Source organism: Neomicrococcus aestuarii, from assembly GCF_014201135.1.
Classification (GTDB): domain Bacteria; phylum Actinomycetota; class Actinomycetes; order Actinomycetales; family Micrococcaceae; genus Neomicrococcus; species Neomicrococcus aestuarii.
This window is the reverse complement of sequence record NZ_JACHDR010000001.1, coordinates 2,040,286-2,064,981: the sequence shown is the minus strand read 5'-3', so window position 1 is coordinate 2,064,981 and position 24,696 is coordinate 2,040,286. Positions and strand designations below refer to the sequence as shown.

The window sequence follows — 24,696 nt, the reverse complement described above, 5'->3', positions numbered from 1 at the left end:
TCGCATAGGCTTGAGGGGACTGTAATCGCGCTCACAGCTTCGGTGTTTTACCCGGATGTGCGCGAGTGCAGGAATGCACCAATTGCTACAAAGGGAGTACTTGTGTCCGCCAACAAGAGCGCAGCTCAGGACCTTTTCTACACCGTCATCAACCCTGCCACGGGGGAGGTCGTCAAAGAATATCCAACGGCCACGGATCAGGAAGTGCAGGATGCCCTTGCTGCCGCCGATAGCGCTTACAAGGAATGGCGCGAGGTGCCTATCGAGGAGCGCGCCAAGATCGTGGCTCGCATTGCCGAGCTGTTCACTGAGCGCGCAGACGAACTCGCCGCCATCATCACCACCGAGATGGGCAAACCGCTCTCCCAGTCCAAGGGTGAAGCCGAGTTCTGCACGGATATCTTCAACTACTTCGCCACCGAGGGCCCAACGCTGGCCGCGGATCAGGAGATCAAGTCCTTCAGCGGTGGCAAGGCCATCATTCAGAAGCGTCCCGTAGGCGCACTGTTGGGCATCATGCCGTGGAACTACCCGTACTACCAGGTGGCTCGTTTCGCAGCCCCTAACCTGATGCTGGGCAACACGATTGTGCTCAAGCACGCTGAATCGTGTGCCACCTCGGCGCTGGCCATTCAGCAGATCATGGAAGACGCTGGCCTGCCTAAGGGCGCGTACGTGAATGTTTTCGCGAGCCACGATCAGATCGCGGACATCATCGCTGACCCTCGCATTCAGGGCGTCTCGCTGACCGGTTCTGAGCGCGCTGGCGCTAAGGTCGCCGAGATCGCGGGCCGCAATTTGAAGAAGGTTGTGTTGGAGCTGGGCGGCTCTGACCCGTATGTAGTTTTGGATTCCGACGACGTCGCTGCCGCGGCTGCCGCTGCCTGGGAAGTACGCATCGAGAACACTGGCCAGGCCTGCAACTCGAATAAGCGCATGATCGTTATGGAGGATATCTACGACGAGTTCGTGGGCGAGCTGTCCAAGCTGGCTTCCGGTCTGGTTCCGGGCGATCCGATGGAAGAGAAGGACGGCACTTTCGCGCCGATGTCCTCCCGCAAGGCCGCCGAAGGATTGGCGGAGCAGCTCAAGGACGCAGTGGATAAGGGTGCCACGGTTCTGGCTGGCGGCAAGTTGCACGACGGACCGAGCGCGTACTTCGAGCCCACCGTGCTGACCGGCATCACCAAGGAAATGCGCGCGTACTCCGAAGAACTCTTTGGACCTATTGCAGCCGTGTACAAGGTGTCTTCGGACGAGGAGGCTCTCGCTCTCGCCAACGATTCCGTCTATGGCTTGGGTGGAGCCGTGTTCTCTACGGATGAGGAGCGCGCTCGCAAGATCGCCGAGCAGCTCGAAACCGGTATGACCAACGTCAACGCTGCTTCTGCGGAGTCCGCCGAGATGCCGTTTGGTGGCGTCAAGCGTTCCGGTTACGGCCGTGAACTAGGCCCGCTGGGCATGGAAGAATTCGTCAACAAGCGTCTCTTGTACGTGGCCGAGTAACTGGTGGTTCGCCGGTGATGATCTTTCGGGATGATCGCCAGCGGCCCTCTCAGGTGACTACACAGTAAGCCCAAGCCGCGTAGGATCGAATCCTAAGCAGCTTGGGCTTTGCTGTGTTTTGACGTGAAGAATTTGCTGATGGGATGAGGGAGAGAAGAACTCGTGGCATTTAAGTTGTGGGGACGTCCTCGAAGCCAGAAGGTTTCCGGACGGGACGATCGCTCCGGGGCTACCGCCTTCACCGTATCTACGCCGACTGATGCAATCAATCAGTTCGCACCGACTAAGCAAGATCGCATTGCTGGCATGTGGGCTGACCCGATGGGGCGCATCTCAACCCGCGCACTTCAGCTGCTCATCATTGTAGTGATGAGCGCCGGCGTGGTGATGGCTCTCTTGAACCTCACGTTGGTGGTGTTGCCGTCGTTGATCGGCCTGATCATCGCGTGTGCTTTGTGGCCATTGGTTGCTTTGTGCCGCCGGGTCATGAACTCGATGCTTGCCGCGTGGACGGTGTTCTTGGGTGCGCTGCTGATCCTGGGAGGAATCGGCACGGCCTTGTTCTATTCGGTTCGCGCAGAGTGGCCTGAACTGGTGGAGAAGGGAACCGCCGGGTTCCAAGAGCTTCAGAACCTCGTCTCTCAACTGCCCATTGAAATTCCTCAAGAGCAGATCGATAGCGCGTTCAATTCCGTTAAAGACTTCTTCTTGAGCGCTCAGTTTGGTGCGGGCGCTTTGAGCGGATTGTCCGCGGCCGGCACGTTCGTCACCGGTTTGGCGCTCTTCTTGGTGATTCTGTTCTTCTTCCTCAAGGATGGAGACCGTATCTGGGAGTTCGTGCTGTCCTGGATCCCAGCCCGCGTTCGCGGTCGCTGGCACCGCTCCGGCCTGAAGTCCGTTGAGGTTTTTGGTGGCTACATTCGCGGCACCGCCACGGTGGCTGCGGTGGATGCAATCGGCATCGCGATCGCCTTGATGATTCTTCAGGTTCCGCTCGCCATCCCGCTCGGCGTGATTGTGTTCCTCGGCGCCTTCATCCCCATGGTGGGCGCAACCATCGCTGGCGTCCTCGCCATTTTGGTGGCACTGGTGGCTAACGGTCCCATGGTGGCACTCATTGTGCTGATCGCCGTGATCGCCATTCAGCAGCTCGAAGGCAACTTCCTCCAGCCGGTCGTGATGGGCAATGCGCTCAGCCTGCACCCGCTTATCATCTTGGTGGCATTGACTGCCGGCACCGTCTTGGGTGGGCTGGTAGGCGCGGTGATCGCGGTGCCGCTGACCGCCGTCGTCTGGGCCATCATCAAGATTTGGTCTGGCCGTGACGAGGAATCCGTCGTGAAGCAGAAAGCGGAGGAAACGCAAGCCTCCATCAAGGCTGTGAAGGGTCGCCAGTCAACCTCCGTCACTGATGTGAGCGACACCAACCAGTCATCGGAATACCGCCGCTCAGGCCACGATTCGGATGGAAACTCCGGACACCATTCTGATCGCGACGGGTCAACGGGCACCACGGACTCTTCGGATTACTCTTCATCGACGGACAGTTCATCATCGAGCTCTAGCTCCTCCTCTAGCGATAGCTCGTCCTCATCTGATTCCTCTTCCTCCAGCGACTAGAGCGCTAGAGGCACGTGATGGAACAGCACGACGAAGAGTTCATTACACCTGAACTGTTCGAACTTCCTGACGACGTTTACCCCGCTGGTGCCGCGAAGGGATCAGCGGGGTCAGCGGGATCGTTGGTTGACGGTGGCGATCCCCTGCAGGTCGGAGACGCGCAGGGCGGAAATACGCAGAGCGGCGAGACAAGCGAGCCGCAACGCCAGGTGATTGCGACCGGCGCCGTGCTGTTGCGGAACTGGCTCACCCCGGAGCAACAGCGCTACCTCGTGAACAAGTTCCGGCAGTGGGCGGCCGGTCCGGTTCCTCCGCGACGACCCCTCATTTACGGCAAGCCCATGAGCGTGCAGTCCGTGAGCTTGGGGTGGCACTGGCAGAACTACGCGTATTCGCGTATCGCGAGTGATGTCAACGGGGCGCCGGTGTTGCCGATGCCCGAGTGGCTCATTGAGGTGGGCACTAAGGCGGCTGCTGATGCGTTCGCCGAGTATCCGGCGTCTGCGAGCGCCCGCTGGTACACCCGGGAGGATAATCGCTTCGTCGCCGACTCTGCGTTGCTCAATTACTATTCACCCACAGCCAAGATGGGAATGCATCAGGACAAGGAAGAATCCACAAATGACCCGGTGGTCTCCTTTTCGCTCGGGGATTCTTGTACGTTTCGTTTTGGAAATACCGAAAGCCGAAACCGCCCTTACCAGGATGTGCAGCTCAATTCCGGAGACCTCTTCGTCTTCGGAGGGCCTTCCCGCTACGCCTATCACGGCGTCGTGAAGATCATCCCCAACACTTCTCCCAAGCATTGTGATCTAGCGGTTGGTCGCATCAACATCACGCTACGAAACATTGGAGCCACTCATGACCCTCACCAGGACAGATAGCGGACTGATCATCGGCGAAGACGGCAAAGCACGCCCGCTCTGGGCCGCTTCTGACCCCCTGATGCGCCAGTACTACGACGAAGAATGGGGCATGCCCGTCACGGACGAACAGGGCGTGTACGAGCGCATTGTTCTGGAGGGCTTCCAGGTGGGCCTGTCCTGGGCCACTGTCCTTCGCAAGCGCGAGAACTTCCGCGAAGCTTTCCACAATTTCGAGGTGGACACCGTGGCTAGCTTCGGAGAAGACAAGGTGGAGGAGCTCTTGCAGAACGCCGGAATCATTCGCCAGCGCGCCAAGATCAACGCCGCCATCAACAACGCTCGCGCCACGCAAGCACTCCGGCAGGAAGGCGGACTCCCCCAGCTCGTGTGGAGCTTTAAGCCTGAAGTGACGCCTCGTCCGCTGTCCATGTCCGAGGTGGCAACAGTCAGCGAGGAATCGAAGGCGCTCGCCAAGGCATTGAAGAAAAAGGGTTTCTCCTTCGTCGGCCCCACCACCATGTATGCGCTCATGGAAGCCATCGGCATCATCGATAACCACGTGGTGGGGAGCCATCGTCGCGGAACCTCTGGAATCTGGGGCGAGTAGGCGTCGTCGTACTGTCTCTTGACATTGACGCAACGTCAACCGATTCACTGAACGTATGAACACCGAAAACCGCGAATGGAGCATCCAAGAGCTCGCCCGCATCTCCGGCACCACTAGCCGTACCCTGCGGCACTATCACGAGCTGGGATTAGTGCTTCCGGCGCGGTTGGGTGCCAATGGGATGCGCTATTACGACGACGCAGCCCTCGCCGCGCTCCTCAATGTGCTGGCGCTTCGAAGCCTGGGTTTGTCATTGGAACGCATCAAGACCATCCGGGCAGGCGAAGACGACCTCGTGAGCGCGCTCGAATCCCGAGTGCGCGAACTAGGCGAGCTTCAAGCGCAAGTACAACGGCAAAGGCGCAGTGTTCAACTCACCATTGATCAGTTGACGAAAGGACAAACCGCCATGAACGCGGACAATTTTGATGGATTCGATAACTCCGTCTACCAAGAAGAAGTGGAAGCCCGCTGGGGAAAGGACGCCTACGCGTCGTCGCAGCGACGGTGGAACGCTCTTTCCAAGGAACAGCGGAATGCCCACCAGCAAGATCACGTGGACATCGCCCTCGAGTATCAGCGGCTTGCCGAAGCAGGAATCGAGCCGGACGCCGAGTCCGCTCAGGCCGTAGCTGCACGGCATGTGGCCTGGTTAGCGGTCTTCACCAAGCCCGCCCAGCCGTACGTGGTGGGACTTGCCGAAATGTATGTGGCAGACCCGCGCTTCGCGGCAAACTATCACGGCCGCGCCGAGTACGTGCGGGATGCGTTGACTGTCTACGCGGATCGTGAGCTACCGAGGTAGGGGTTCAGTAGGCTGGGAGAACGTGTAGACACAACAATGGTCCATCGCCGCGTGATGGGCTGAGAGGGCGGATCTCGTGAAATCACCCATCCAGCAGTACCTTGACGCTCTCCACGAAGAGCTGCATGGTCTCACCGACGGAACCCCGTATCAGGGAATTCCATCCACCGCCGTCGCGGATCCCTCGAAGTTCGGGATCTGCCTCGCGACGGTGGACGGTGTGCTGTACGAAGCGGGTGATACGGACGAGTTGTTCTCCATCCAGTCCATCTCAAAGCCCTTCACGTACGCGCTGGCGTTGGAGGATCTTGGTTCCGAAGCTGTGGGCCAGAAAATTGACGTGGAGCCCTCCGGCGATGCGTTCAACGAGATCTCTTTGCAGAGCGGAACCGGCCGGCCAGATAACCCCATGATCAACGCCGGCGCTATCGCGGCCACCTCGCTGGTGAAGTCCCGAGGTCCGCGTTCTCGCTTCGGGCGCATCCAGGATTTCTATTCCTCCTTCGCCGGTCGCGACCTTGATATGTCCTCCTCAGTGTTTTCCGGGGAACGGGATACCGGGTACCGCAACCGGGCGCTGGCCCAACTGCTCCGCTCCTTTGGCATCATCGAGGAAAACCCGGATCCTGTGGTGGAAGACTACTTCCGCCAATGCTCGATGATGGTGAACGCTCGAGACCTAGCGCTCATGGCCGCCACTCTCGCCAACGGTGGCATTCACCCTAGCGAGAATCATCGGGTGGTGTCACCGGAGACGGTGCAGCAAGTGCTCTCGGTGATGACCACGTGCGGCATGTACGACGACGCCGGAGCGTGGACCACCTCCGTAGGGCTGCCTGCGAAGTCCGGCGTGGGCGGCGGCATCATCGCCGTCCTGCCCGGCCAGGTGGGAATTGCCGTGTACTCGCCGCCGCTAGATCCGCATGGATCGAGCGTGCGCGGCGTAGCTGCCTGCACGCGTCTAGCCAGCGATATGGGCCTTCACTTCATGCGTTCAGGCCGGCCGGGACGTTCGAGCATCCGCTCGCTCTACACGTTGCGGGATTCATACTCTGGCGTGCGTCGTAGCGCTGACGCCATAAAAGTACTGGAAGCGCATGCGGAACAGTGCGTGATCATCGAACTCGGCGGCGACTTGCTCTTTGCCGGCACGGAGACCGTTTTGCGCACCATCACGGAGATGCATGACCGCATGTCGATCTTGGTTCTGGATGTGCGGAAAGTGGACGACTTCGGCCCCGTCGCCTTGCGCATGATGACGGACCTCGTCAATGATTTCGCCGCCGAAGGCAAATCCATCTGCCTCGTAGACCCAGATGGGGCAATCACCGAGCAGCTGGATAAGAGCTGCCGCAAGAGCATCCCGTCGTTCCCCGGCCACCCCGTGGCAATGGAATGGGCCGAAGGTGAGGTCATTGGACGGTTTGCGCCCGAGCTGATTACTCCGGACAGCGTCGATGTTCGTTCTTCCGCCACGTTGGAGCCGCTGAAGTCTGCTGACTTGGATGTGGTCAGTGCGCTGCTGGAGGATCGCTCTTACGAGTCCGGCCATGTCATCCGCCGGATCGGTCAGCCGTTCGCAGGTATCCAGTTCATCGTTTCCGGTCGAGTGTCTCTCACGGGTCGCACCACGGACGGCAGCCGATACCGGCAAGCCACGTTGGGTCCCGGCATGACTTTCGGAGAGATCGCACTCGGCGCATCCGGCCAACAGCAGACCACGGTGACAGCGCTCGAGCCAACCGAAGTCAAAGTGCTCACACACCATGCCCTCGACGATCTGGAAGAGTCACACCCGCAAGTGGCCCTTCGTTTATGGAAGGCCATCGCTCGCGACGCCTACACGCGCGTCGAGCAGACCATGAAAGACAACTCGCTGCGGCTTCGCGGCTAGCGTTCACGTCACGAGCTACGCCGAATCGTCCGCCTCAACAAGCGTCTGCCTCAATACAAGTCCACTTAAAACACGTGTGCGGCCAACCCTCAGAAGAAGATTGGCCGCACACGCAGCTGATTGAAGATCAGTGAATTAGCCCTGGAACACCACGGTGCGGTGACCGTTGAGCATCACACGGTTCTCGGAGTGCCAGCGAACGGCACGTGAGAGGGCCTGAGACTCGGCGTCGCGGCCGGCTGCAACGAGGTCTTCTGGCTGGTGCGTGTGGTCCACACGGAAGACCTGCTGCTCGATGATTGGACCCTCGTCCAAGTCCGCGGTCACGTAGTGAGCGGTAGCGCCCACGAGCTTCACGCCGCGGTCGTAGGCCTGGTGGTAAGGCTTGGCGCCCTTGAAGCCTGGCAAGAAGGAGTGGTGAATGTTGATGGCCTTGCCTTCAAGCTTCTGAGTCATCTCGTTGCTCAGAACCTGCATGTAGCGCGCCAGCACCACCAATTCCACGTTGTTCTCATCGATCACCTTCTGAAGCTCGGCTTCAGCTTCGGCCTTGGTGTCCTTGGTGACGGGGATGTGGATGTAAGGAATGCCTGCAGCGTCAGCAATCGGCTTGAGGTCAGACCAGTTGGAGACAATTGCTGGAACGTTGATGTTCAGCTGGCCCATGCGCAAGCGGTACAGCAAGTCGTTGAGGCAGTGATCGAACTTGGAAACCATGAGCAGCACGTTCATGGGGCGCTTGGTATCAACCAAGGTGTAGTCCATGTCGTACGCTTCGGCCGTTGCCTTGAAGGCGGCCTGAAGAGCTGGAAGGGAGATCGGCTTCTCGCAACGCGCCTGAATGCGCAAGAAGAAGCGGTCCGTCATCTCGTCATCAAACTGCTGCGAGGACATGATGTTGCACTTGTGAGAGACCAGGAATCCGGTCACAGCGTGCACAATGCCGATGGTGTTCGGGCAGCTCAGCGTCAGCGTGATGTTCTCAACGGAGTCATCGGAAGCGGTCACTGAAAGATCATCAGCGGTTGCTGCTTGAGCGGTCTGTTGTTCAGTCACAGGTTACTCACCTTCTATGGTTCTCATACTGGCGTTTCGGCGGCGTGTCCGCTCCACGGCAACGTGCACTGGTTAGTGCTTCGAGCTGTCACACTATCTGATACATCAGTTGTCGATCAATAGGTTTCGTGAAGCGCGTCTCATTTAACGCTTGCACCTTTACCCTATTGTGAAAGGTAGTTCACGAAAGGAATTCCCTAATGAGTCTTCGTTACGCACTGCTCGCCATACTGACGGCTCGTCCGAAGACCGGATACGACGTATCGAAGGGCTTCCACTCCTCCGTTGGCCACGTGTGGCACGCGCCTGATTCTCAGGTGTACCCCGAGCTTCGGCGGATGGAGCAAGATGGACTTCTTGAGTCCAAAGATATCCCGTGGGGCACCCGAGGAAAGAAAAAACTCTACTCGGTGACGGAAGCTGGAATCACCGATTTTCGGACCTGGCTAGAGACGCCTTTCGACTACTCCCTCACCCGGGATCCGCTGGCCCTGAAGACCGCGTACATGGAGTGGGGCAACCCGCAGGGACTGCTCACTCAGCTCGATGAGCACATCGCCTTCCACCAAAGTCTCATCACCCAATGGTCCGCAACGATTGCCGGCCTCGAAGCGCAAACGGATGAGATTCTGCGGGATCGCCTTGGCGCTAGCGAGGAGCGCGAATGGGGACTGATCGCGGGCTACAAAATCCTGGCTTACAAGGGCTTGGTTGCCCGCGCAACGGCTGAAGTGAAATGGGCCAAGGAAGCCAAGAAGGAATCCGCGAAACTCGAAGAACGCTTTGGGTCCAATATCAGCACGCGCACCGCCACGGCTCCCCTACGCAGCATCGATGAGCATGAAGAGGGCTAAATGTCTCTAGACGCTCACTATCGGCATAGATAGTGTGGAGGGAGCGCGCTTAACGACGAGCGCGAGGCTCGAAAGGACCATCATGAGCGGTACCGTCGCGGAACCAGAAGCGGCCACACTCGTCAGCAACTTCTCCCTCGAGATGACCGGCAAGGACGTGGAGGCGCTCGAAGCGGCCGCCCACCTCATCCCTGCGGGCACGCGCATCAACGTCACCTTCCTCGGCAACGAGGACCTCACTCTTCGCGTTGAAGCCGCGGCCGCCGTGCGCCGCTTGGGCTTTGAACCAGTCCCCCACATTTCTGCTCGCCGCCTCCATACGGAAAGCGAACTCACCGAATTCCTGGAAGCCCTCCGCGAGGCAGCCCAGCCCTCCACGATTTTTGCCGTGGGTGGCGACCCGGAAACCCCTGTTGGTCCGTATCCAGATTCGCTTTCGCTCATCGAGACCGGACTTTTCCCGCAGTTCGGCATCACGGAAATCAATATCGCGGGCTACCCCGAAGGCACGCCGGTCATCGACGAGCCCACCCTCTGGGACCACCTTCGGCGCAAGAACGCCGCACTCAAGGAGCAGGATCTGAGCGGCACCATCCTCACGCAGTTCAGCTTCGACACCGAACCCGTTCTGACGTGGGTCGCACAGGTGCGCGAACACGGCGTGGACCTGCCCATCCGCGTCGGTGTCCCGGGCCCGGCGGGCATCAAGCGCTTGCTGAATTACGCGAGACGCTTCGGCGTCGCCTCGAGCGCTGGCATCGCCAAAAAGTATGGCCTCTCGCTCACCAATTTGCTCGGCACCGCTGGCCCGGATCGCTTCATCAACGATCTCGCGCGCGAGCTCACTCCCGCTCACGGCGAGGTCAAGCTGCACTTCTATACGTTCGGCGGCTTGAGTGCCACCGCGGAGTGGATCCGGGATTTCCGTCCCTGAATTTCCCCGCATATAAAAGGACGACGACGCCGCCCGCAAGCTGCGCCGTCGTCCTTCAGTAATGTGGGACGTGCGTACCGATTACTGCGCTGGAACGAACTACTCCGCAGGCAGCAAAGCGGTCATGTCCGGAAGTTCGGGGATGAGGCCGCGGGATTGCGCGATCTCGGCGATCTTCTGGATCGATTCCTTATTCACTTCTTGGGGGAACTTCGGCATGGTGAGCTTTGCCGCGACCGCAGGATCGATCTTGGTGTAGGTCGAGAGGACTTCGCGAGCCTTCTCCGGGTTCTCTTCAGCGAACGTCTGCGACGCCTTCATGGCGCGCGTGAACGCTGCCACCGTGTTGGGATTCTGCTTCACGTAGTCATCGGAGGTGAAGTACGTGGCGATGGTCAGGTCCTTGACCGGGTACGCGTAGTTGGAGAAAACGGACACGGCGCCGTCGTTCTTCGCAAGCGTCACGAACGGCTCAACCGCAGCAATGGCATCCACGTTTCCGCTTGCGAGGTTCGCCGGCATATCCGGGAATGGCATCTCCACGAACTGGATCTTCGTTGGATCGCCGCCGGCTTCCTTGACGGCTTCAGAGACGGTGGAGTCAGAGATATTGGCGAGCGTGTTCACGCCCACCTTCTTGCCCTCGAGGGACTTGATGTCGCTGATGCCAGAATCCGATGACGTGACAACAGCCGCGAAGTCCTTCTTCTCATCGCCCGTCGTCTGCGGACCGGCCGCCACCATCTTGAGAGGAAGGCCCTTTTGGCGGCCAACGATCAAAGAGGTGACATTGGAGAAGCCAAAGTCCATCTGGCCGGAGGTCACGGCTGGAACAATCGCCGCGCCACCCTGCGCGAGCGTGAGCGTGACATCGAGGCCCTCCTTCTTAAAGAGGCCCTCCTGAACACCTAGGTAAATCGGGGCGACGTCGACGATTGGAATAACGCCAACCTCAATGCTGGTCTTCTCGAGAGTGGTGGAGGTTGAGGTGCCCGTGGCAGCGCTCGAGGAGGCGGAACCCGAAGGAGAGCCCGAGCCGCACGCCGTGAGCGTGAGAAGTGCCACGGCTGCTAGCGCCGATGCCAGCTTTTTCATGTTGTTGCCTTCTTGATGGTGTGTGTGGGAGAGAAATCTTCGAGATCCGCTTTATGACGCGGAGCCGCTTTCCTGGTAACCCGTGCGCCAACCGCCCTGGTAGCTCTGGCGGGCGACGGCGGAGAACGGAACTGGGGAGACCACCGCGCGGACATCCTTCTGGGTGTGCCGTTCCACGGTGGTCTTGCGGGTGCCACCGTTCTCTTCGCCCCAGACCACGCGGATTTCGGCGCCTTCGGGGACGTCCGCGTTGACGGTGGCAAGGGAGAGCGCGCGGTGCTCGTTGGAGGAGTAGCCCGTGAACATGGAGAAGCCCACCACGTTGCCATCAGCGTCGATGACCTTGTCATAGTTGGAGGATCCGTAGTTCGCGAGCGGGAGGTCGAAGAACTTGAAGTTCTCACCCTCCGGCTTGAGGATCGAGTCCTGAATGCTCTTGAAGTCCTCGTCATCCCAAGCGAGCGTGACCTTGCGGCGCTGCTGAGCGGGATCGATCTTCTCGAGGGCGTCGCGGCCAATGAAGTCGTGATCGAACTTCACGAAGGATCCGTAGCCGAGCTCCCACGGGTTGAGGTAGTAGTCCTCGATGTTCTCCGAGATGAACGAGCCGGCGATGGCATTGTTGGCTTCGTAAGAGGTTGCCGGGAGCCATTCGCGGTAAGCGCGCAGCTCTTCGCCCATGTAGATACCGGGCAGTGGGGACGGAATCCAGCCGGATTCGAGGGTGTTGGACGGGTACGCGCGAGAGCCCACGGCCACCATGCCGAACTCAGCGCCGGCTTCAAGGATGGCGTCACGGATCTTGTCATAAGTGGCGTAAGGACCCCAGATTTCCAAGCCTGGCGCACCGGACATGCCGTGACGCAGCGTGCGCACGGTTTCGCCGGCGATGTTCATGGTGGACATCGAGAAGAACTTCAACTGCTCCACCGGTCCGCCGTTGAGCTTTTCGATGATCTCCCACGCGCGAGGACCCTGAATCTGGAAGCGCCAGTACTCGCGGGAGACTGGCTTGCCCATGGGGCGAGCTGGTGAACGGCGGTCTTCGACGATGTCCAGGTTGTTATAGCCGCCGGTTGCAGCGTTGTACAAGAGCCAGTTGGTGGACGGCGCGCGGCCCACGTAGACGTATTCGTCCTGGTCCTGACGGAAGAGGATGCCATCGCCAATGACGTGTCCGGCGGGAGTGACGGGGACGTACTGCTTGGCCTTGTTGACCGGGAAGTTGGCTACCGAGTTGATGGCGGTGTCTGAGATCAGCTTGATGGCATCAGAGCCGCGCAGGATCAAGTTGTCCATGTGGTGGGACTGATCGAAGAGTACGGCGGTTTCACGCCAGGCGCGCTGCTCCGAGCGCCAGTTGGAAAACTCCGGGGCCACTACCGGATAGATGTACGCACCTACCTGCGAGTTACGCAGAAAATCGACGGTGTTTCCGGCCTGATCGAGGACTTCTTGCAGATTGTTCGCCATGAACATTTTCCTTTCGACTGAGCAATCACAGCACTGTGAGCCACGCCACACTCAGAGCTTATACCTATGCAGATAGGCACGTCCATGGTTGGTTGAAAAATTCAATGAAGCTGGTCTTGGCAAGATGTTAAAGAAGGTGGGCGCGCTATCAGCGCACCCACCTTGTCCCCCAACTCATTGCCCAGCACGAAGACCGGGCAAACTTTTACCGCCTACTTTGCGACCTTTTCGTCATCCGGGCGGTGACCCTTTTTCGCAAGCTGAATCTGCTCGTAGACGTGGTGGCGCAACTGGGTGAAGCGCGGATCCGCACGCGTTTCCAGCTGATCGCGATCTGCTGGCAAGTCGATCACCAAATCTTCTTGGACCACGGTGGGCGAAGAGGACAGGATGATGACGCGCTGGCCCAAGTACACGGACTCGTCGATATCGTGCGTCACGAAGAGCACGGTCATGCCGAGCTGCTTCCAAATGCGGCGCACCAAGTCTTCGAGGTCAGCGCGGGTCTGCGCATCGACGGCCGCGAACGGCTCATCCATGAGAAGCACTTCCGGCTGGTACGCCACGGCGCGAGCAATCGCCACGCGCTGCTGCATACCGCCAGAAAGCTGCCAAGGGTAGGACTTGGGAACGTGCGCCAAGCCCACAGCCTCAAGCGCTTCGTTGACCAAGCGCGTGCGCTCAGCCTTCGGTACGCCGGCGTTCTTGAGCGGCAACTCCACATTGTCTGCCACACGCAACCAGGGGAAGAGGGAGCGGCCGTACTCCTGGAAAACCACGGCCATCTTCTTCGGAGGAGCGGTGATCTTCTTGCCATCGAGCACCACTTCGCCGTCAGTGGGCGCGAGCAAACCCGCGATGCACTTCAAGAGAGTGGTCTTGCCGGAACCGGAAGGACCCACCAGGCAGACGAGTTCGTTGCGGCCGAGGTCGAAGGTCAGGTTGCGGACAGCCTCAATGTCGCCACCATCCGTGTGGTAGACCTTCTTGAGGTTTCGGACGCGCAGAAGAGTTTCCGAATCCGGGAGCGTGCGCCCCGCGGGTCCACCAGCCGAGGTGGCGGTGGTTTGCAGGGCTCCAGATCCAGCGGGCTGCTGGATGTGATCTCCGGGGACGTTGATGTTCTCTGGGTTAGCTGGCATTTTCTACCTCTTTGAGACCGCGGTACCACCGAAGGATACGACGCTCGATGAACTGGAAGATGAAGGACATTGCGACGCCGATCAGGCCGAGCACCACAATGCCGGACCACATTTCGGGGATCGCGAAGGAACGCTGGAATTGGACAATCGTGAAGCCGAGCCCGGAGGATGATGCGAACATTTCCGAGATCACCATCAGGATCAAGCCAATGGGAAGCGCTTGGCGAACGCCGGCCATAATCTGCGGGGCAGCCGAAGGCAGGATCTGATAGCGGACGCGAGCGAAACCGTCGATGCCGTAAGAGCGGCTGGTTTCGTTCTGCACGGGGTCAATTGAGCGGACGCCTTCGATGGTGTTCAACAGGACCGGCCAGATGCAGCCGAAGACAATCACGGCCACCTTCATGGAGTCGTTGATACCCATGATGATCATGAGCACCGGTACCAAGACTGGCGGCGGAATAGCGCGGAAGAACTCGAAGACCGGCTCCGTGAAGTCGCGCAGCCACTTGTTCAAACCAATGAGCAAGCCAATGATGATACCCAGCGCAATCGCGATGAGAACGCCCGTGACAAGTCGACCAATCGAGGGAAGCACGTCCGTGAAAATACGCTCGGTGAACCACGTAGCCGCGAAGCGTTCTGCGAGCAGCGCAGGGGTGGGAACGAAGAAGTTCTTCGCTCCACTCGTGCCGAGCGCCCACAGTCCAATGAGGATGAGCGGCAGCGCCACAATGTAGAAAATCTGCTTGAGGACCTGCATCAGACCACCACCTCGCCACGCACGGAGGGATGCCAACCGAGCGTCTTCTTTTCGATAAAGCGCATCACCATGTTGATGAGCACGCCCAGCAAGCCGGTCGCCAAGATCAAGGCGTACATGCCGGCGATCGCGCCACCGGACTGGGCACGAGAGATCTCGTTACCAAGTCCTGGAGAGCCGATCACGAGCTGTGCGGTGATGGCCAGAATCAGTGCGACGGCGGCCGCCAAGCGGATGCCGGTCATCAGGAACGGCCATACCGTGGGGAACACGACGTCCCGAACGCGTTGAATATAGGAGAAGCCGTAGGACTTCGCCGTGTTCATCGCTACGTTATCGACGTCCGCCACTCCGTAGAGCGTCTGGATGAGAACCTGCCAGAAAGACGCGTAGATGATGAGCATGAGCGAGGATTCCAGTTTCACTCCGAAGAGCAACACGGCAAGCGGAATAAGTGCTACCGAAGGAATCGGGCGGAGGAACTCCACCGTGGAGTTGGTGAATTTGCGCAAGAAGGGACTCATTCCCACCACTAGGCCAATCACCGTGGCGGCAACAACAGCTATGGAAAGCCCGATGACCCACGCGAGCATGGTGTCTCCCACGGCCTTCCACAAGCTCGCCATGCCGAGATCTTGAGCGAACACCGCGAGGACCTCGGATGCGGGCGGCAAGTAGCGCGCTGGCAGAAGTCCCACGCGCGGTGCAATCTCCCAGGCCAGAAGGAACGTGATGATTCCGGCGACGCCCAGAATAAGACGGCGCGGCGAGGAGCTACGACGCTTCTTAATTGCCGCTCGAGCGGTTGCCGGTGCAGCTGAATTTGCGGTCATGACGATTCACCTCCGTGAGTGTGTGTAGTGACGGGACATTGAAAACCCTCCTTTGTGATGCACATCTCTCCCCAGCATAGATGCCTACAGGTGAAATATGGTTACCACTGTGTGAAATTATTGTCTCTTTGACAATGCAGTCGCGTAACGAGCGCGAAGATCAGCTTTGCGAATCTTTCCGCTGGCTGTGCGCGGGAGCTCCTCGACGAACTCCACTGTTTTCGGGGTTTTATAGCGAGCAAGGCGGCCCGAGAGGTGCTCAATCACTTGCTCCGCGGTAGCACTGTGGCCTTCAGCAAGCGTGACGACAGCATGGGGCACTTCGCCCCACTTTTCATCCGGCACACCAATCACCGCAACGGCAGAGACGGAATCCAACTCCATAATGAGCTGCTCCACTTCCGCGGGGTAAATGTTTTCCCCGCCAGAAATGATCATGTCCTTGATGCGGTCAGAAATAAAGAGGAAACCCTGTTCATCCAGGTAGCCCATGTCGCCGGACTTGAACCAGTCACCATCTTCGAACATGACCGCATTCGCATCTGGCCGGTTCCAGTATTCGCGAATCACGTTGGGGCCCTGAATAAGAATTTCTCCCACAGATCCGGCTGGCTGATCCTCGCCCATAGCATCGACAATGCGAATGTCAGTGAAGAAGTGCGGCAAGCCCGCGCTTCCCATCTTCTCGCGCGAGTAGTGCGGCGGGACGCTTGTTGCACCTGGAGCTGTCTCCGTCATGCCATAACCGCCGGAGAAGGACAATCCGCGCTCTTCGTAGGCGTCCATGACGCGAACGGGAACAGCCGAGCCACCACACGTGAGCATGCGCAACGATGACAAGTCGGCGTTTTCCCAGTCAGGATGCTCGGCCAACATTTGGTACGTGGTGGGCACTCCAGACAGCGAGGTCACACCAAACTCTTCGATAGCTCGGATCACAGCGGACGGATCAAAGCGGTCTTGGAGCACCACGTGACCGCCCTTGAGCAAGAGCGGCAGAACACCCATGCCCAGGGACGCCACATGGAACATCGGCGCAATCATGAGCCCCACCGCATCCGAGGTGACGTCGTAGTCCACCAACACGTTGTAACTGTTCCACGTCATATTGCCGTGGGTCAGGACAGCGCCCTTCGGACGGCCCGTAGTTCCGGAGGTATACAAAATGATGGCCGCGTCTTCCAACGCAACCGGCACATCACGAACCGTGGCAGCGGAAGCCGAGACTGCGTCGTCGTAATTTTCCCAAGAGAGCCCCGCGGCCCCCTCAGTGACAGCAGAAGCAGCGAGAGCGAGCACGTGGTGGACCGCAGTATCCCCCACCGCGCGCGCAGCCAGCTCTATGAAACCGGAATCGACAACCACGACACTGGATCCAGAATCCTGCAAAGCGAACTGCACTTCCGGTGGCGCCAGCCGGGTGTTCAGTGGCACAAAAACCGCACCCAGCAACCCTGCTGCGAAGAGGGTTTCAATGAAGGCGGGGTGATTGATGCCAAGGTAAGCCACGCGATCGCCGGGCTTGATGCCGCGATCTTCGAGGGCGCTCGCGAGACGCTCAATGCGTTCGGCGAGCTCATCGTAAGAATAGGACAGCCCCATCCCCGTGACGGCCGGACGGCCAGCGCTCTTGACGCGGCGGCGGTGAATCCAAGTGCCAAGTCCCTTGTTGTGCATTGCGCTTCGTTTCCTTTTACACATCTTTGCGAGGTTTGCCGAGCTGCTCACCACTACGAATTCGCAACGGGCGTGAGGCTACTGAACTGCCTTGAGCGCGTTCACGTCAGGAGCCTTGGAAATGAACTTGAACTTCGCAGCCAGCTCGCCGAGCTTGGTGATCTGCTCTTCAGGGAACGTGGCGTCCCAGGTTTCCATCTTCAGTCCGGAAGCAACCTTGGCATCCATGCTCATGAACTCAGGCAGTAGCGCCTTCGCGCCGGCTTGATCACCCTCGGCGGTCTCGAGGACCTCCGTGAGGGCTTCCTGGAACTTCTTCACGGTCTCAGGCTGGCTGGTTGCCATGGCGCCGGAGGTGAAGGACACCATGGTGGGCAAGCCCGGAATGGCGGTCTGGTTGGGGTAGCCCACTAGGGTGTTGTTTTCGTCTGCGAGCGCGCGGGACAGCATCGGCTCCGGGAGCCAGATGGCATCCACGTTGCCGCGGGAGAGCTGAGCTTCCATGTCCTGGAACGGCATTTCGGAGAACTTCAGAGCGGAGGCGTCGGCGCCAGCCTTTTCGGCGGACTCCGTGATGGTGAGATCACCCTGCGTCTTGAGCGCGTTGACGGACGTGGTCTTGCCAGCCAGATCTGCAAAGGTCTTGATGCCGGAATCCTTGCGGGTCACGACGCCATTGATGTCATCGCCGGTGGCCTTGGAGTTGGAATAGCCCGTGACAATGCGCATATCGAGGCCCTTATCCGCAGCGGTCATGACGGAGAGCGGGTTGCCAATGCCGAAGTCGATGTCGCCCGTGGAAACAGCCGGGAGCATTGCGGCACCAGCGTTGGCGGTCTGCACGGTGACCTTGAGGCCATGCTTTTCAAAGATGCCTTCCTTGACGCCGTAGTCGATGGCAACCGAAGGCGCGATGGGGAGCAGGCCAACGGTCACTTCTTCGAGACCGGCGGCCGAGCTTCCGGAGCCGGAAGCCGCGGAAGTAGAGCTTGCAGAAGGGGATCCGGCGCCACAGCCGGTCAGTGCGATAGCCGCTACAGCGAGGCCAGCTGCGAGGGTGGAAAGACGCTTCATGGTGTCTCCTTGGGGAGTGTGTGCCGTGGCGCATAAGTGATCTGCGCCACATGATGTTTAGATAGTATGTTCAATCGTTGAAAAGCACAACGATTATTTCGAGAAAGAAAACCGGCCCCGTCGTGGAGCCGGCATTCAGCGAAAAAGAACGATCACAACGCCTACGCGTAGAAGCGGTACAGGCCGCGAGAAACCACAGCAGGCTTCTCAGAACCCTCCAACTCAACTACCTGATCGACAGCGATCTGGTAGCCGCCCTTCACTTCATCCACCTCGGCAATAGCAGCCTTCATACGGATCTGCTTGCCCACGTGCACTGGGGAAGGGAAGCGCACCTTCTCGAGGCCGTAGTTGACCTTGGTGGTCACGCCTTCCACGTCAAACATCTCGCTCCAGAACGCAATCTGGAGGCTGAGAGTGAGGTAGCCGTGAGCGATAGGGCCGCCGAACGGGCCAGCGTTTGCACGCTCAACGTCCGTGTGGATCCACTGGTGATCGTCAGCGGCGTCCGCGAAGGTGTTGACCTGCTCCTGGGTGACGGTGCGCCACTCGGAGTAACCAAGATCGGTTCCGGCGGCGTCCTTGAGCTGGTCGTAAGAAATTACTTGCTGGGTCATGATTGAGCCTTTCTAGAGTGAGTGGTTTCTAACGGTTGAAGGCGCCGAGCCCCGTGATGGCACGACCCACCACAAGAGCGTTAATTTCGTCCGTGCCTTCGTAGGAATAAATTGCTTCGGCGTCTGCGTGGAAGCGGGCCACATTGTTTTCCAGCAGGATTCCGTTGCCACCCATAATTTCGCGGGCGAGGGCTACGGTTTCGCGCAGCATGCGTGCCGTGAACATTTTGGCGAGCGCCGAATTTTCGTCGCGGTAGTTACCTTCAGCTTGCTGTTGAGTGAGCCGTACGACGACGCCTAGGCTTGCGGTCACGTTGGCAAGCATGGTGGCCAACTTTTCCTGAATCAGCTGGAAGCCTGCGATAGGCCGCCCGAACTGTTCACGCTTCATGACGTAAGCCAGCGCCTCTTCGTACGCGCCAGCAGCGCAACCGGTCGCGATCCATGCAACGTCGGAGCGCATGTTGCGCAGGCACGCGGCCACGTCTGCGAATGAATTGATCTTCCGCAAGCGAGCCTCGGAACGCACGCGCACGTCGTCGTACTGGATATCAGCGTTCTGCATCATGCGCAGGGACGTTTTGCCGTGCATCTTGGAGATCGTTAGGCCCTCGGAGTCGGTGGGGACCAGGAAGCACTTGACCTGGCCGTCCGCCTCATCGCGAGCGAAGGTCGCCAGTACGTCCGCCATGGACGCACCGCCGATCCACCGCTTGGCGCCGTTGATGATCCAGTCGCCGTTGGGTTCTTGACGTGCGCTCGTCGCGAGACCGCGCGCAATATCGGAGCCGTGATCGGGCTCGGTGAGCGCGAAGACGCCCGTGAGCTCGAAGGACTGGATCTTGGGATCTAGCTCGGCAACCTGCTCGGCATCGCCGCCGAGGTTGACGGTGGTGCGGAAGAGTCCGGACTGCGCGTTGTAGAGCGTGACGATCGAGGCGTCCAGGCGAGCGAACTCGAAGTTCCGGAAGCCTCCGTAGAGCGCGCTCGGCTCCGCGCCGCCCAGCTCTTCGGGCGCCATGAGGTTGAGCTTGATGAGATCCGGCATGATCTGAACCGGGAATTCAGCCTTCTCCCAGTACTCGTTGACGAGCGGGCGAACCTTCTCGTCAAGCACTGCGCGCAAGCGGCCCAAAGCCGCGAGCTCGCCCTCGCTCAACAGCGAGGAGAATCCGTACTGATCGCTCGGATAGAAATCGGTCATCGCTACCCCAGACCCAACAGCCTGACGGCGTTGTCCTTCAGAATCTTCGGGCGCGCTTCATCCTTGATGGGCAGCTCCGCGAATGCGGCCAACCACTTGTCAGGGGTGATGAGCGGGAAGTCAGTGCCGAAAAGCAACTTCGAGGACAGCACGTTGGAGGCGAGCTTCACGAGCGACTCCGGGAAGTACTTGGGGCTCCAGCCGGACAGGTCAATGAACACGTTCGCCTTGTGGGTGGCGATCGAGTTCGCTTCTTCCTGCCACGGCACCGAAGGGTGCGCCATGATGATCGGCAGGTTCGGGAAATCCGCCGCCACATCATCGAGCAAGAGCGGGTTCGAGTAGCGCAGCTTCACGCCGCCACCGCCGGGCAACCCGGCACCCATACCGTTTTGGCCGGTGTGGAACACGCACGGCAAGCCGATTTCCTGGAGCGCTTCCCACAGCGGGTAGCGCTCAGCAGCGGAAGGATCAAAAGCCTGCAGCGAGGCGTGGAACTTGAAGCCACGAACCCCGAGGTCCTCGTACTGGCGGCGCGCTTCCGCAATCGCCGCGGGACCCATGAGCGGGTCCACGGTTCCGAAAGGAATGATCACGTCGTTGTTGCGCTGCGCATCCGCCACCAAGTCATCCACTGAGTTTGGCTCGTGCTTGAGTGCCATGCGTGCGTCAACCGTGAAGACAACAGCCGCCATGTTGCGTTCGCGGTAGATCTCCGCGATGCGATCCAGGGTGGGAGTGCGCTCTTCCGATTTGAAGTACTTCGCGGATGCTTCGAAGAAGTGATCCGGCATCGCGAGGTGGCCGTGGCTGTCACACTCGAGGTGGACGTGCGTATCCAACGCATCGATGGTGGTGACGTCGACGGCGCATTCGTATCGCGTGGTCATGCTACTTGGCTACCTCGGGACGCAGTTCTTCGGGAAGCTCAGGGAACTTCTCGCCCACGGACTGGGACTTACCGGCAAAGGGGTATCCGGACTCGAGAGCTTCGAAGCTCCAGCCGCCGTCATGGAACGCGGACTCGACGGCTTCCGGGTGGGACCACAACTGCAAACGGTCGCCACCGGCGCCGATGGCCTGGCCGGTGATGTCAGCGGCAGCATCTGAGGCCAAGAAGGCAATCAAGCCAGCAACGTCTTCAGCGGTACCGAATCCCAAGTCCTTGCGGAAGAAGTCTGGCATCGCTTCGCCGCGATCCTGCGCTTCAACAGCCTTCTGGAAGAACGGCACGGTGCGGGTCATCTCGGTGGCAGCCACGGGAATGACGGCGTTGACGGTGACGCCGGCCTTCTTCATTTCGAGGGCCCACGTGCGGGTCATGCCCACGATTCCAGCCTTGGCTGCAGCGTAGTTGGTCTGTCCGAAGTTTCCGCGCTGGCCAGTAGGTGAGCCGATGGTCACGATGCGACCTGCCACGCCGTTCTCCTTGAAGTAGGCGTAGGCCTCGCGCACGCACGTGAAGGTGCCCTTGAGGTGCACGTTGATGACGGCGTCGAAATCCTCATCCGTCATCTTCAGGATGGACTTGTCCCGCAGGATGCCTGCGTTGGTGACGAGGATATCGAGGCGACCGAAGGTATGGAGGGCTCCCTTGACGAGGGCCTGCGCAGCTTCCGTAGTTCCTACTGGTACGACGACGGCTGCCGCCTGTCCGCCGTGTTCAACGATCGAGGCGACGGCGGTGTCTGCAACCTCTTGGTTGACATCGTTGATGATGACGGATGCGCCTTGACGGGCGAGCTCCTGGGCGTAGGCGAGGCCGAGTCCTCGGCCGGATCCGGTGACGATGGCGACTTTGCCAGACAGTGCAGACATGGTGCTCCTTCAGATGGTTTCGTTCTGGAATCCACTGTGCACCAACATCATTGAAAAAGTCAACGATTATTTTCATCAACTAAAACCGGAGTTTTCGCGGTACCCTACTCCTCAGAGAAAAACATGGTTTCCAGTGAAAGGAGGATCGGCCATGACCCAGGTTCCCCTCGAGACCGATCTTGACCGACTGTCCCGCAGTCCACTCTCAGAAGAAGTCACCTTCCTCATTGCGCGCGTCAGTTCGCTCGCCAACGCGAAAGCGAACGCATCCCTGCGGGAGCTCGGGCTCAAAGTGCGCTCGTATTCGGTGCTCAACCTCGCCGCAAGCGACCTGAACCCCACGCAGCGCGAACTCGCGCACATGCTCTCACTCGATCCTTCGCAGATCGTGGCCTTGGTGGATGAGCTTGAAAACGCGGGATTGATTCTGCGAGAACAGGATCCTCGTGACCGCCGTCAAAAGGTCATCACCGCCACTGTGGAGGGCGAAGCGCTCCTTGCGGAAGCGCGCGAGCGCACTCAGGCGGCCCAGGCCGAGAGCTTGGCACCCCTGACCCCAGAAGAGCAGCTGGCTTTTCGAGAGACCATGCTGCGACTGGCCTTCAACGAATAGTCCACAGACGCAAAAATCCCGGCACCGTGAACAGTCACGATGCCGGGATTTTCGTTATTCAGAAGTATTACTTCATGCCACAGGATCTACTTCAAGAAGGTCTGGTAAACCCAGCCAACCTTGCCCTGGTAGGTCACGCGCAGCCAGCCGCCTTGCTCGCCGTCAACAAGTACGGAAGCGCCGCCGGCGATGGTGCCGACCTTCGCGTAGGTGTTGCCCGGTCCGGTGCGGAAGAAGACTGCCGTGGTGGCGGTCATGGTCTTCGCCGTCACGGCGCTCAGCTGTGAAGTGGGGATCCACCCGGTGACGCCGTTGTAGGTGGCGCGGGAGTAGTTGCCGCTCGTGGCGTCAACCATGACCGTGACTCCAGCGCTCAGAATACGCACGCGGGAGGCGCCGTCTCGAGGCGCTGACACCATGTTCAGGCTCACCGTGGTCTTCATGGCCTTCGCACTCTGCAAGGCAATGGTGGAGGTGGAGGTTGACGTCGTCGGAGCTGGTGCCGTCGTCGTGGTCGTCGTGGTTCCCAGCGGCTTCAGGTAATGGCCGATAACCCAGCCAATCTTGCCGTTGACCTGGATCTGAACGTACGCCGTGCCGCGATCGAGTTCGGTGACCTTGGTGCCAGCGGGCAGCACGCTGATCACGGAGCGGGACGTGGATGGACCGGTGCGGAAGTTCAAGTTCGCGGTGGTCTGGTGCGTCGGAGCGGTAACCGTTGGGGTCGTTGGCGCTGGAGCCGTGACGGTGACGGCGGTGAGGTAGGCCGAAGCTACCCAACCGGTCGATGAACCGTAGGTGACCTTGGACCATCCGCCGGACGTCTGGGTCACGGTGACCTGTCCGCCGGCAGGCAGAACCTTGACCACACCGTAGGTCATGCCTGCACCCGTACGGATGTTGACATCGCTGATGGCCTTGAAGGTGCCCGTGGTGGGGGCTGTGACAACCGGAGTCGTTGGAGTCGTCGGCGTCGTTGGCACCGTCGTGGTGGTGATGGCCTTGAAGTAATCGTCGATCACCCAACCGGTCTTGCCGTTGTACGTGATCTTGTACCAGCCGTTGGAGGTCGCCGTTGCGGTGACCTTGGTGCCGTTAGGGACCAAAGTCTGAATGGCGTAGCTGGTGCCTGGGCCCGAACGCATGTTGACGTTGGCCGTGGCCTGGTAGGTGCCCGTCGTGACGGTGCCGGTTGGAAGCGTTGGCGAGGTGGAACCGCCCCCGACGCCACCGGAGATCGGGAAGTTTGGATCGAGCGGGGTAGGTGCAGCTGGCAATCCGCTGGTTCCGTAGTACGGACGCACACCGAGGTGAGCAACCCAGCCCACGAAGCCGCCGGCGCTCACGCGAACGTATCCGTTGCTCATTTCGCCGGGGATGCCGGTCATGAGGGCACCAGACGCCAGCGTCGTTAGCGTCGTGGAGCTAGAGGACGGCGATGCCTTGAGCGATTGCGTGCCGTTGGCGGAGTATCCGCAGCTCGAAGGAACCGTGGTGTTGTACACGCGGGAGGCGTTCGCCTGAAGATCTACGCCGCGGTCTGCAAGCCATTCGGCCGAGTCAAGGTGCGTACCGGTGTACCAAGCGCCCTCCCACACTTCGAAGTGCAAGTGAGGTGCGGTGGATGGTCCGGAGCTTCCCACAATGGAGATCTGCTGTCCCGCGCGGACGGTCTGGCCTACTGCGACGTGGGTGTTGGCGTTCCACATGTGGACGTACACCGTGTGGAATACCTTGCCCTCGATCTCGTGGCGAACCACAATGTAGCCGCTCGAGGAAGAGGTGCCGCTCTTGGTCTTGGTGACCACGCCGTCGGCAACAGCGAAGATTGGTGAGCCGCTATCTGCCGCAAGGTCCTGGCCAAGGTGCCACGTGGAGCCGCCTACTACAGGGATGCAGCGTGGTCCGTATTCGGACGAATAGCGGTACGCACCGGATGCCAAGGGCAGAACGACGCGTGAGGTAGTCGTGGCCGCGGAGACCGCTCCTGCCTGAGCACCGTTGAGCGCCGTAGGCGTGCCTGCTGGCTTAGCGCCGGGCTGCGCGAGTGGCACAGTGGCGGCGTGAGCGGCTTGACCGGAGACGAGTAATGCAGTGGCAAGTGCCGTGGTCGTGGGGACCACCAGCGCGCGGGAAGAAACGGCCATGAGACATCCTCAAGTCGCCGGCGCCTAAGGAGCCGGACTATGAACGGTTTTCAAAGTCACCTCAGAGCGTGGGGAACGCACAAAGCTGACGTGGAACC

At 59.9% G+C, this 24,696-nt stretch carries 22 protein-coding genes; 9 read left to right on the top strand and 13 right to left on the bottom strand.

Annotation, left to right across the window (positions count from 1 at the left end; translation table 11 throughout):
- Positions 1-102: 102 nt before the first annotated feature.
- From HD598_RS09365 to glsA, 6 genes are all read left to right on the top strand, one after another.
- Complete coding sequence (locus HD598_RS09365; RefSeq protein WP_183665434.1) at positions 103-1,506, top strand: NAD-dependent succinate-semialdehyde dehydrogenase; 1,404 nt, start codon at positions 103-105, stop codon at positions 1,504-1,506.
- Between the two features lie 162 nt (positions 1,507-1,668).
- Entirely contained in the window at positions 1,669-3,126 is a 1,458-nt protein-coding gene (locus HD598_RS09360; protein ID WP_311539010.1) for an AI-2E family transporter, read from the top strand.
- 17 nt (positions 3,127-3,143) lie between these two features.
- On the top strand, positions 3,144-4,010 hold the full coding sequence (locus HD598_RS09355) for an alpha-ketoglutarate-dependent dioxygenase AlkB family protein (protein WP_183665432.1): 867 nt from the start codon (positions 3,144-3,146) through the stop codon (positions 4,008-4,010).
- Positions 3,988-4,599, top strand: coding sequence for a DNA-3-methyladenine glycosylase I (locus tag HD598_RS09350; RefSeq protein ID WP_183665430.1), 612 nt, complete (start codon positions 3,988-3,990; stop codon positions 4,597-4,599). The genes HD598_RS09355 and HD598_RS09350 overlap by 23 nt, the downstream gene beginning before the upstream one ends.
- A gap of 55 nt (positions 4,600-4,654) precedes the next feature.
- Positions 4,655-5,404, top strand: a complete 750-nt coding sequence (locus tag HD598_RS09345; RefSeq protein ID WP_183665428.1) for a MerR family transcriptional regulator — start codon at positions 4,655-4,657, stop codon at positions 5,402-5,404.
- Positions 5,405-5,480: 76 nt separating this feature from the next.
- Entirely contained in the window at positions 5,481-7,298 is a 1,818-nt protein-coding gene (glsA, locus tag HD598_RS09340; protein WP_183665426.1) for a glutaminase A, read from the top strand.
- Positions 7,299-7,433: 135 nt separating this feature from the next.
- Here glsA and purU read toward each other — a convergent pair whose 3' ends face one another.
- A complete protein-coding gene (gene purU, locus HD598_RS09335; protein ID WP_409366181.1) occupies positions 7,434-8,354 on the bottom strand; it encodes a formyltetrahydrofolate deformylase in 921 nt (306 codons plus the stop codon).
- Positions 8,355-8,554: 200 nt separating this feature from the next.
- On the opposite strand from purU, the gene HD598_RS09330 reads away from it, so the two are divergent.
- Positions 8,555-9,208 carry a helix-turn-helix transcriptional regulator gene (locus HD598_RS09330; protein ID WP_183665424.1) on the top strand — a complete coding sequence of 218 codons (654 nt, stop codon included), beginning with the start codon at positions 8,555-8,557 and terminating at the stop codon, positions 9,206-9,208.
- Positions 9,209-9,290: 82 nt separating this feature from the next.
- A complete protein-coding gene (locus HD598_RS09325) occupies positions 9,291-10,142 on the top strand; it encodes a methylenetetrahydrofolate reductase (RefSeq protein ID WP_071894751.1) in 852 nt (283 codons plus the stop codon).
- A 99-nt stretch (positions 10,143-10,241) separates the two neighbouring features.
- On the opposite strand, the gene HD598_RS09320 is transcribed toward HD598_RS09325, so the two are convergent.
- The 11 genes from HD598_RS09320 to HD598_RS09270 all read right to left on the bottom strand — a co-directional run bounded on the left by HD598_RS09320 (position 10,242) and on the right by HD598_RS09270 (position 21,838).
- Entirely contained in the window at positions 10,242-11,237 is a 996-nt protein-coding gene (locus HD598_RS09320) for an ABC transporter substrate-binding protein (RefSeq protein WP_183665422.1), read from the bottom strand.
- Between the two features lie 51 nt (positions 11,238-11,288).
- Positions 11,289-12,710 carry a vanillate/3-O-methylgallate O-demethylase gene (gene ligM, locus HD598_RS09315; RefSeq protein ID WP_183665420.1) on the bottom strand — a complete coding sequence of 474 codons (1,422 nt, stop codon included), beginning with the start codon at positions 12,708-12,710 and terminating at the stop codon, positions 11,289-11,291.
- Between the two features lie 212 nt (positions 12,711-12,922).
- On the bottom strand, positions 12,923-13,852 hold the full coding sequence (locus HD598_RS09310) for an ABC transporter ATP-binding protein (RefSeq protein ID WP_183665418.1): 930 nt from the start codon (positions 13,850-13,852) through the stop codon (positions 12,923-12,925).
- The gene (locus HD598_RS09305) at positions 13,842-14,615 is read right to left on the bottom strand and encodes an ABC transporter permease (RefSeq protein ID WP_071894748.1); all 774 of its coding nucleotides are present in this window, start codon (positions 14,613-14,615) and stop codon (positions 13,842-13,844) included. The genes HD598_RS09310 and HD598_RS09305 overlap by 11 nt, the downstream gene beginning before the upstream one ends.
- Positions 14,615-15,448 (bottom strand): ABC transporter permease, encoded by an 834-nt coding sequence (locus HD598_RS09300; RefSeq protein ID WP_183665416.1) that lies wholly within the window; start codon positions 15,446-15,448, stop codon positions 14,615-14,617. Before HD598_RS09300 ends, HD598_RS09305 begins: the two co-directional genes overlap by 1 nt.
- Positions 15,449-15,565: 117 nt before the next feature.
- Positions 15,566-17,125, bottom strand: coding sequence for an o-succinylbenzoate--CoA ligase (gene menE, locus HD598_RS09295; RefSeq protein ID WP_183665415.1), 1,560 nt, complete (start codon positions 17,123-17,125; stop codon positions 15,566-15,568).
- Between the two features lie 78 nt (positions 17,126-17,203).
- A complete protein-coding gene (locus tag HD598_RS09290) occupies positions 17,204-18,199 on the bottom strand; it encodes an ABC transporter substrate-binding protein (protein ID WP_183665413.1) in 996 nt (331 codons plus the stop codon).
- 161 nt (positions 18,200-18,360) lie between these two features.
- On the bottom strand, positions 18,361-18,816 hold the full coding sequence (locus HD598_RS09285) for a MaoC family dehydratase (protein WP_183665411.1): 456 nt from the start codon (positions 18,814-18,816) through the stop codon (positions 18,361-18,363).
- Between the two features lie 28 nt (positions 18,817-18,844).
- Positions 18,845-20,020 (bottom strand): acyl-CoA dehydrogenase family protein, encoded by a 1,176-nt coding sequence (locus HD598_RS09280; protein WP_183665409.1) that lies wholly within the window; start codon positions 20,018-20,020, stop codon positions 18,845-18,847.
- 2 nt (positions 20,021-20,022) lie between these two features.
- A complete protein-coding gene (locus HD598_RS09275; protein ID WP_183665407.1) occupies positions 20,023-20,910 on the bottom strand; it encodes an amidohydrolase family protein in 888 nt (295 codons plus the stop codon).
- 1 nt (position 20,911) lies between these two features.
- Positions 20,912-21,838: an SDR family NAD(P)-dependent oxidoreductase gene (locus tag HD598_RS09270; protein ID WP_183665405.1), complete on the bottom strand. Its 927-nt coding sequence runs from the start codon at positions 21,836-21,838 to the stop codon at positions 20,912-20,914.
- A gap of 151 nt (positions 21,839-21,989) precedes the next feature.
- Between HD598_RS09270 and HD598_RS09265 the strand changes: the two genes are divergently transcribed.
- Positions 21,990-22,451 (top strand): MarR family winged helix-turn-helix transcriptional regulator, encoded by a 462-nt coding sequence (locus HD598_RS09265; RefSeq protein ID WP_071894740.1) that lies wholly within the window; start codon positions 21,990-21,992, stop codon positions 22,449-22,451.
- Between the two features lie 86 nt (positions 22,452-22,537).
- On the opposite strand, the gene HD598_RS09260 is transcribed toward HD598_RS09265, so the two are convergent.
- A complete protein-coding gene (locus HD598_RS09260; RefSeq protein ID WP_183665403.1) occupies positions 22,538-24,598 on the bottom strand; it encodes an SH3 domain-containing protein in 2,061 nt (686 codons plus the stop codon).
- Between the last annotated feature and the right edge of the window lie 98 nt (positions 24,599-24,696).

Excerpts from the sequence above, each read along its gene's own strand:
- HD598_RS09355 (WP_183665432.1), top strand. The coding sequence starts at position 3,144 with ATGGAACAGCACGACGAAGAGTTCATTACACCTGAACTGTTCGAACTT.
- HD598_RS09350 (WP_183665430.1), top strand. The coding sequence starts at position 3,988 with ATGACCCTCACCAGGACAGATAGCGGACTGATCATCGGCGAAGACGGC.
- HD598_RS09345 (WP_183665428.1), top strand. The coding sequence starts at position 4,655 with ATGAACACCGAAAACCGCGAATGGAGCATCCAAGAGCTCGCCCGCATC.
- HD598_RS09330 (WP_183665424.1), top strand. The coding sequence starts at position 8,555 with ATGAGTCTTCGTTACGCACTGCTCGCCATACTGACGGCTCGTCCGAAG.
- HD598_RS09325 (WP_071894751.1), top strand. The coding sequence starts at position 9,291 with ATGAGCGGTACCGTCGCGGAACCAGAAGCGGCCACACTCGTCAGCAAC.
- HD598_RS09320 (WP_183665422.1), bottom strand. The coding sequence starts at position 11,237 with ATGAAAAAGCTGGCATCGGCGCTAGCAGCCGTGGCACTTCTCACGCTC.
- ligM (WP_183665420.1), bottom strand. The coding sequence starts at position 12,710 with ATGGCGAACAATCTGCAAGAAGTCCTCGATCAGGCCGGAAACACCGTC.
- HD598_RS09310 (WP_183665418.1), bottom strand. The coding sequence starts at position 13,852 with ATGCCAGCTAACCCAGAGAACATCAACGTCCCCGGAGATCACATCCAG.
- HD598_RS09305 (WP_071894748.1), bottom strand. The coding sequence starts at position 14,615 with ATGCAGGTCCTCAAGCAGATTTTCTACATTGTGGCGCTGCCGCTCATC.
- HD598_RS09300 (WP_183665416.1), bottom strand. The coding sequence starts at position 15,448 with ATGACCGCAAATTCAGCTGCACCGGCAACCGCTCGAGCGGCAATTAAG.
- menE (WP_183665415.1), bottom strand. The coding sequence starts at position 17,125 with ATGCACAACAAGGGACTTGGCACTTGGATTCACCGCCGCCGCGTCAAG.
- HD598_RS09290 (WP_183665413.1), bottom strand. The coding sequence starts at position 18,199 with ATGAAGCGTCTTTCCACCCTCGCAGCTGGCCTCGCTGTAGCGGCTATC.
- HD598_RS09285 (WP_183665411.1), bottom strand. The coding sequence starts at position 18,816 with ATGACCCAGCAAGTAATTTCTTACGACCAGCTCAAGGACGCCGCCGGA.
- HD598_RS09280 (WP_183665409.1), bottom strand. The coding sequence starts at position 20,020 with ATGACCGATTTCTATCCGAGCGATCAGTACGGATTCTCCTCGCTGTTG.
- HD598_RS09275 (WP_183665407.1), bottom strand. The coding sequence starts at position 20,910 with ATGACCACGCGATACGAATGCGCCGTCGACGTCACCACCATCGATGCG.
- HD598_RS09270 (WP_183665405.1), bottom strand. The coding sequence starts at position 21,838 with ATGTCTGCACTGTCTGGCAAAGTCGCCATCGTCACCGGATCCGGCCGA.
- HD598_RS09265 (WP_071894740.1), top strand. The coding sequence starts at position 21,990 with ATGACCCAGGTTCCCCTCGAGACCGATCTTGACCGACTGTCCCGCAGT.
- HD598_RS09260 (WP_183665403.1), bottom strand. The coding sequence starts at position 24,598 with ATGGCCGTTTCTTCCCGCGCGCTGGTGGTCCCCACGACCACGGCACTT.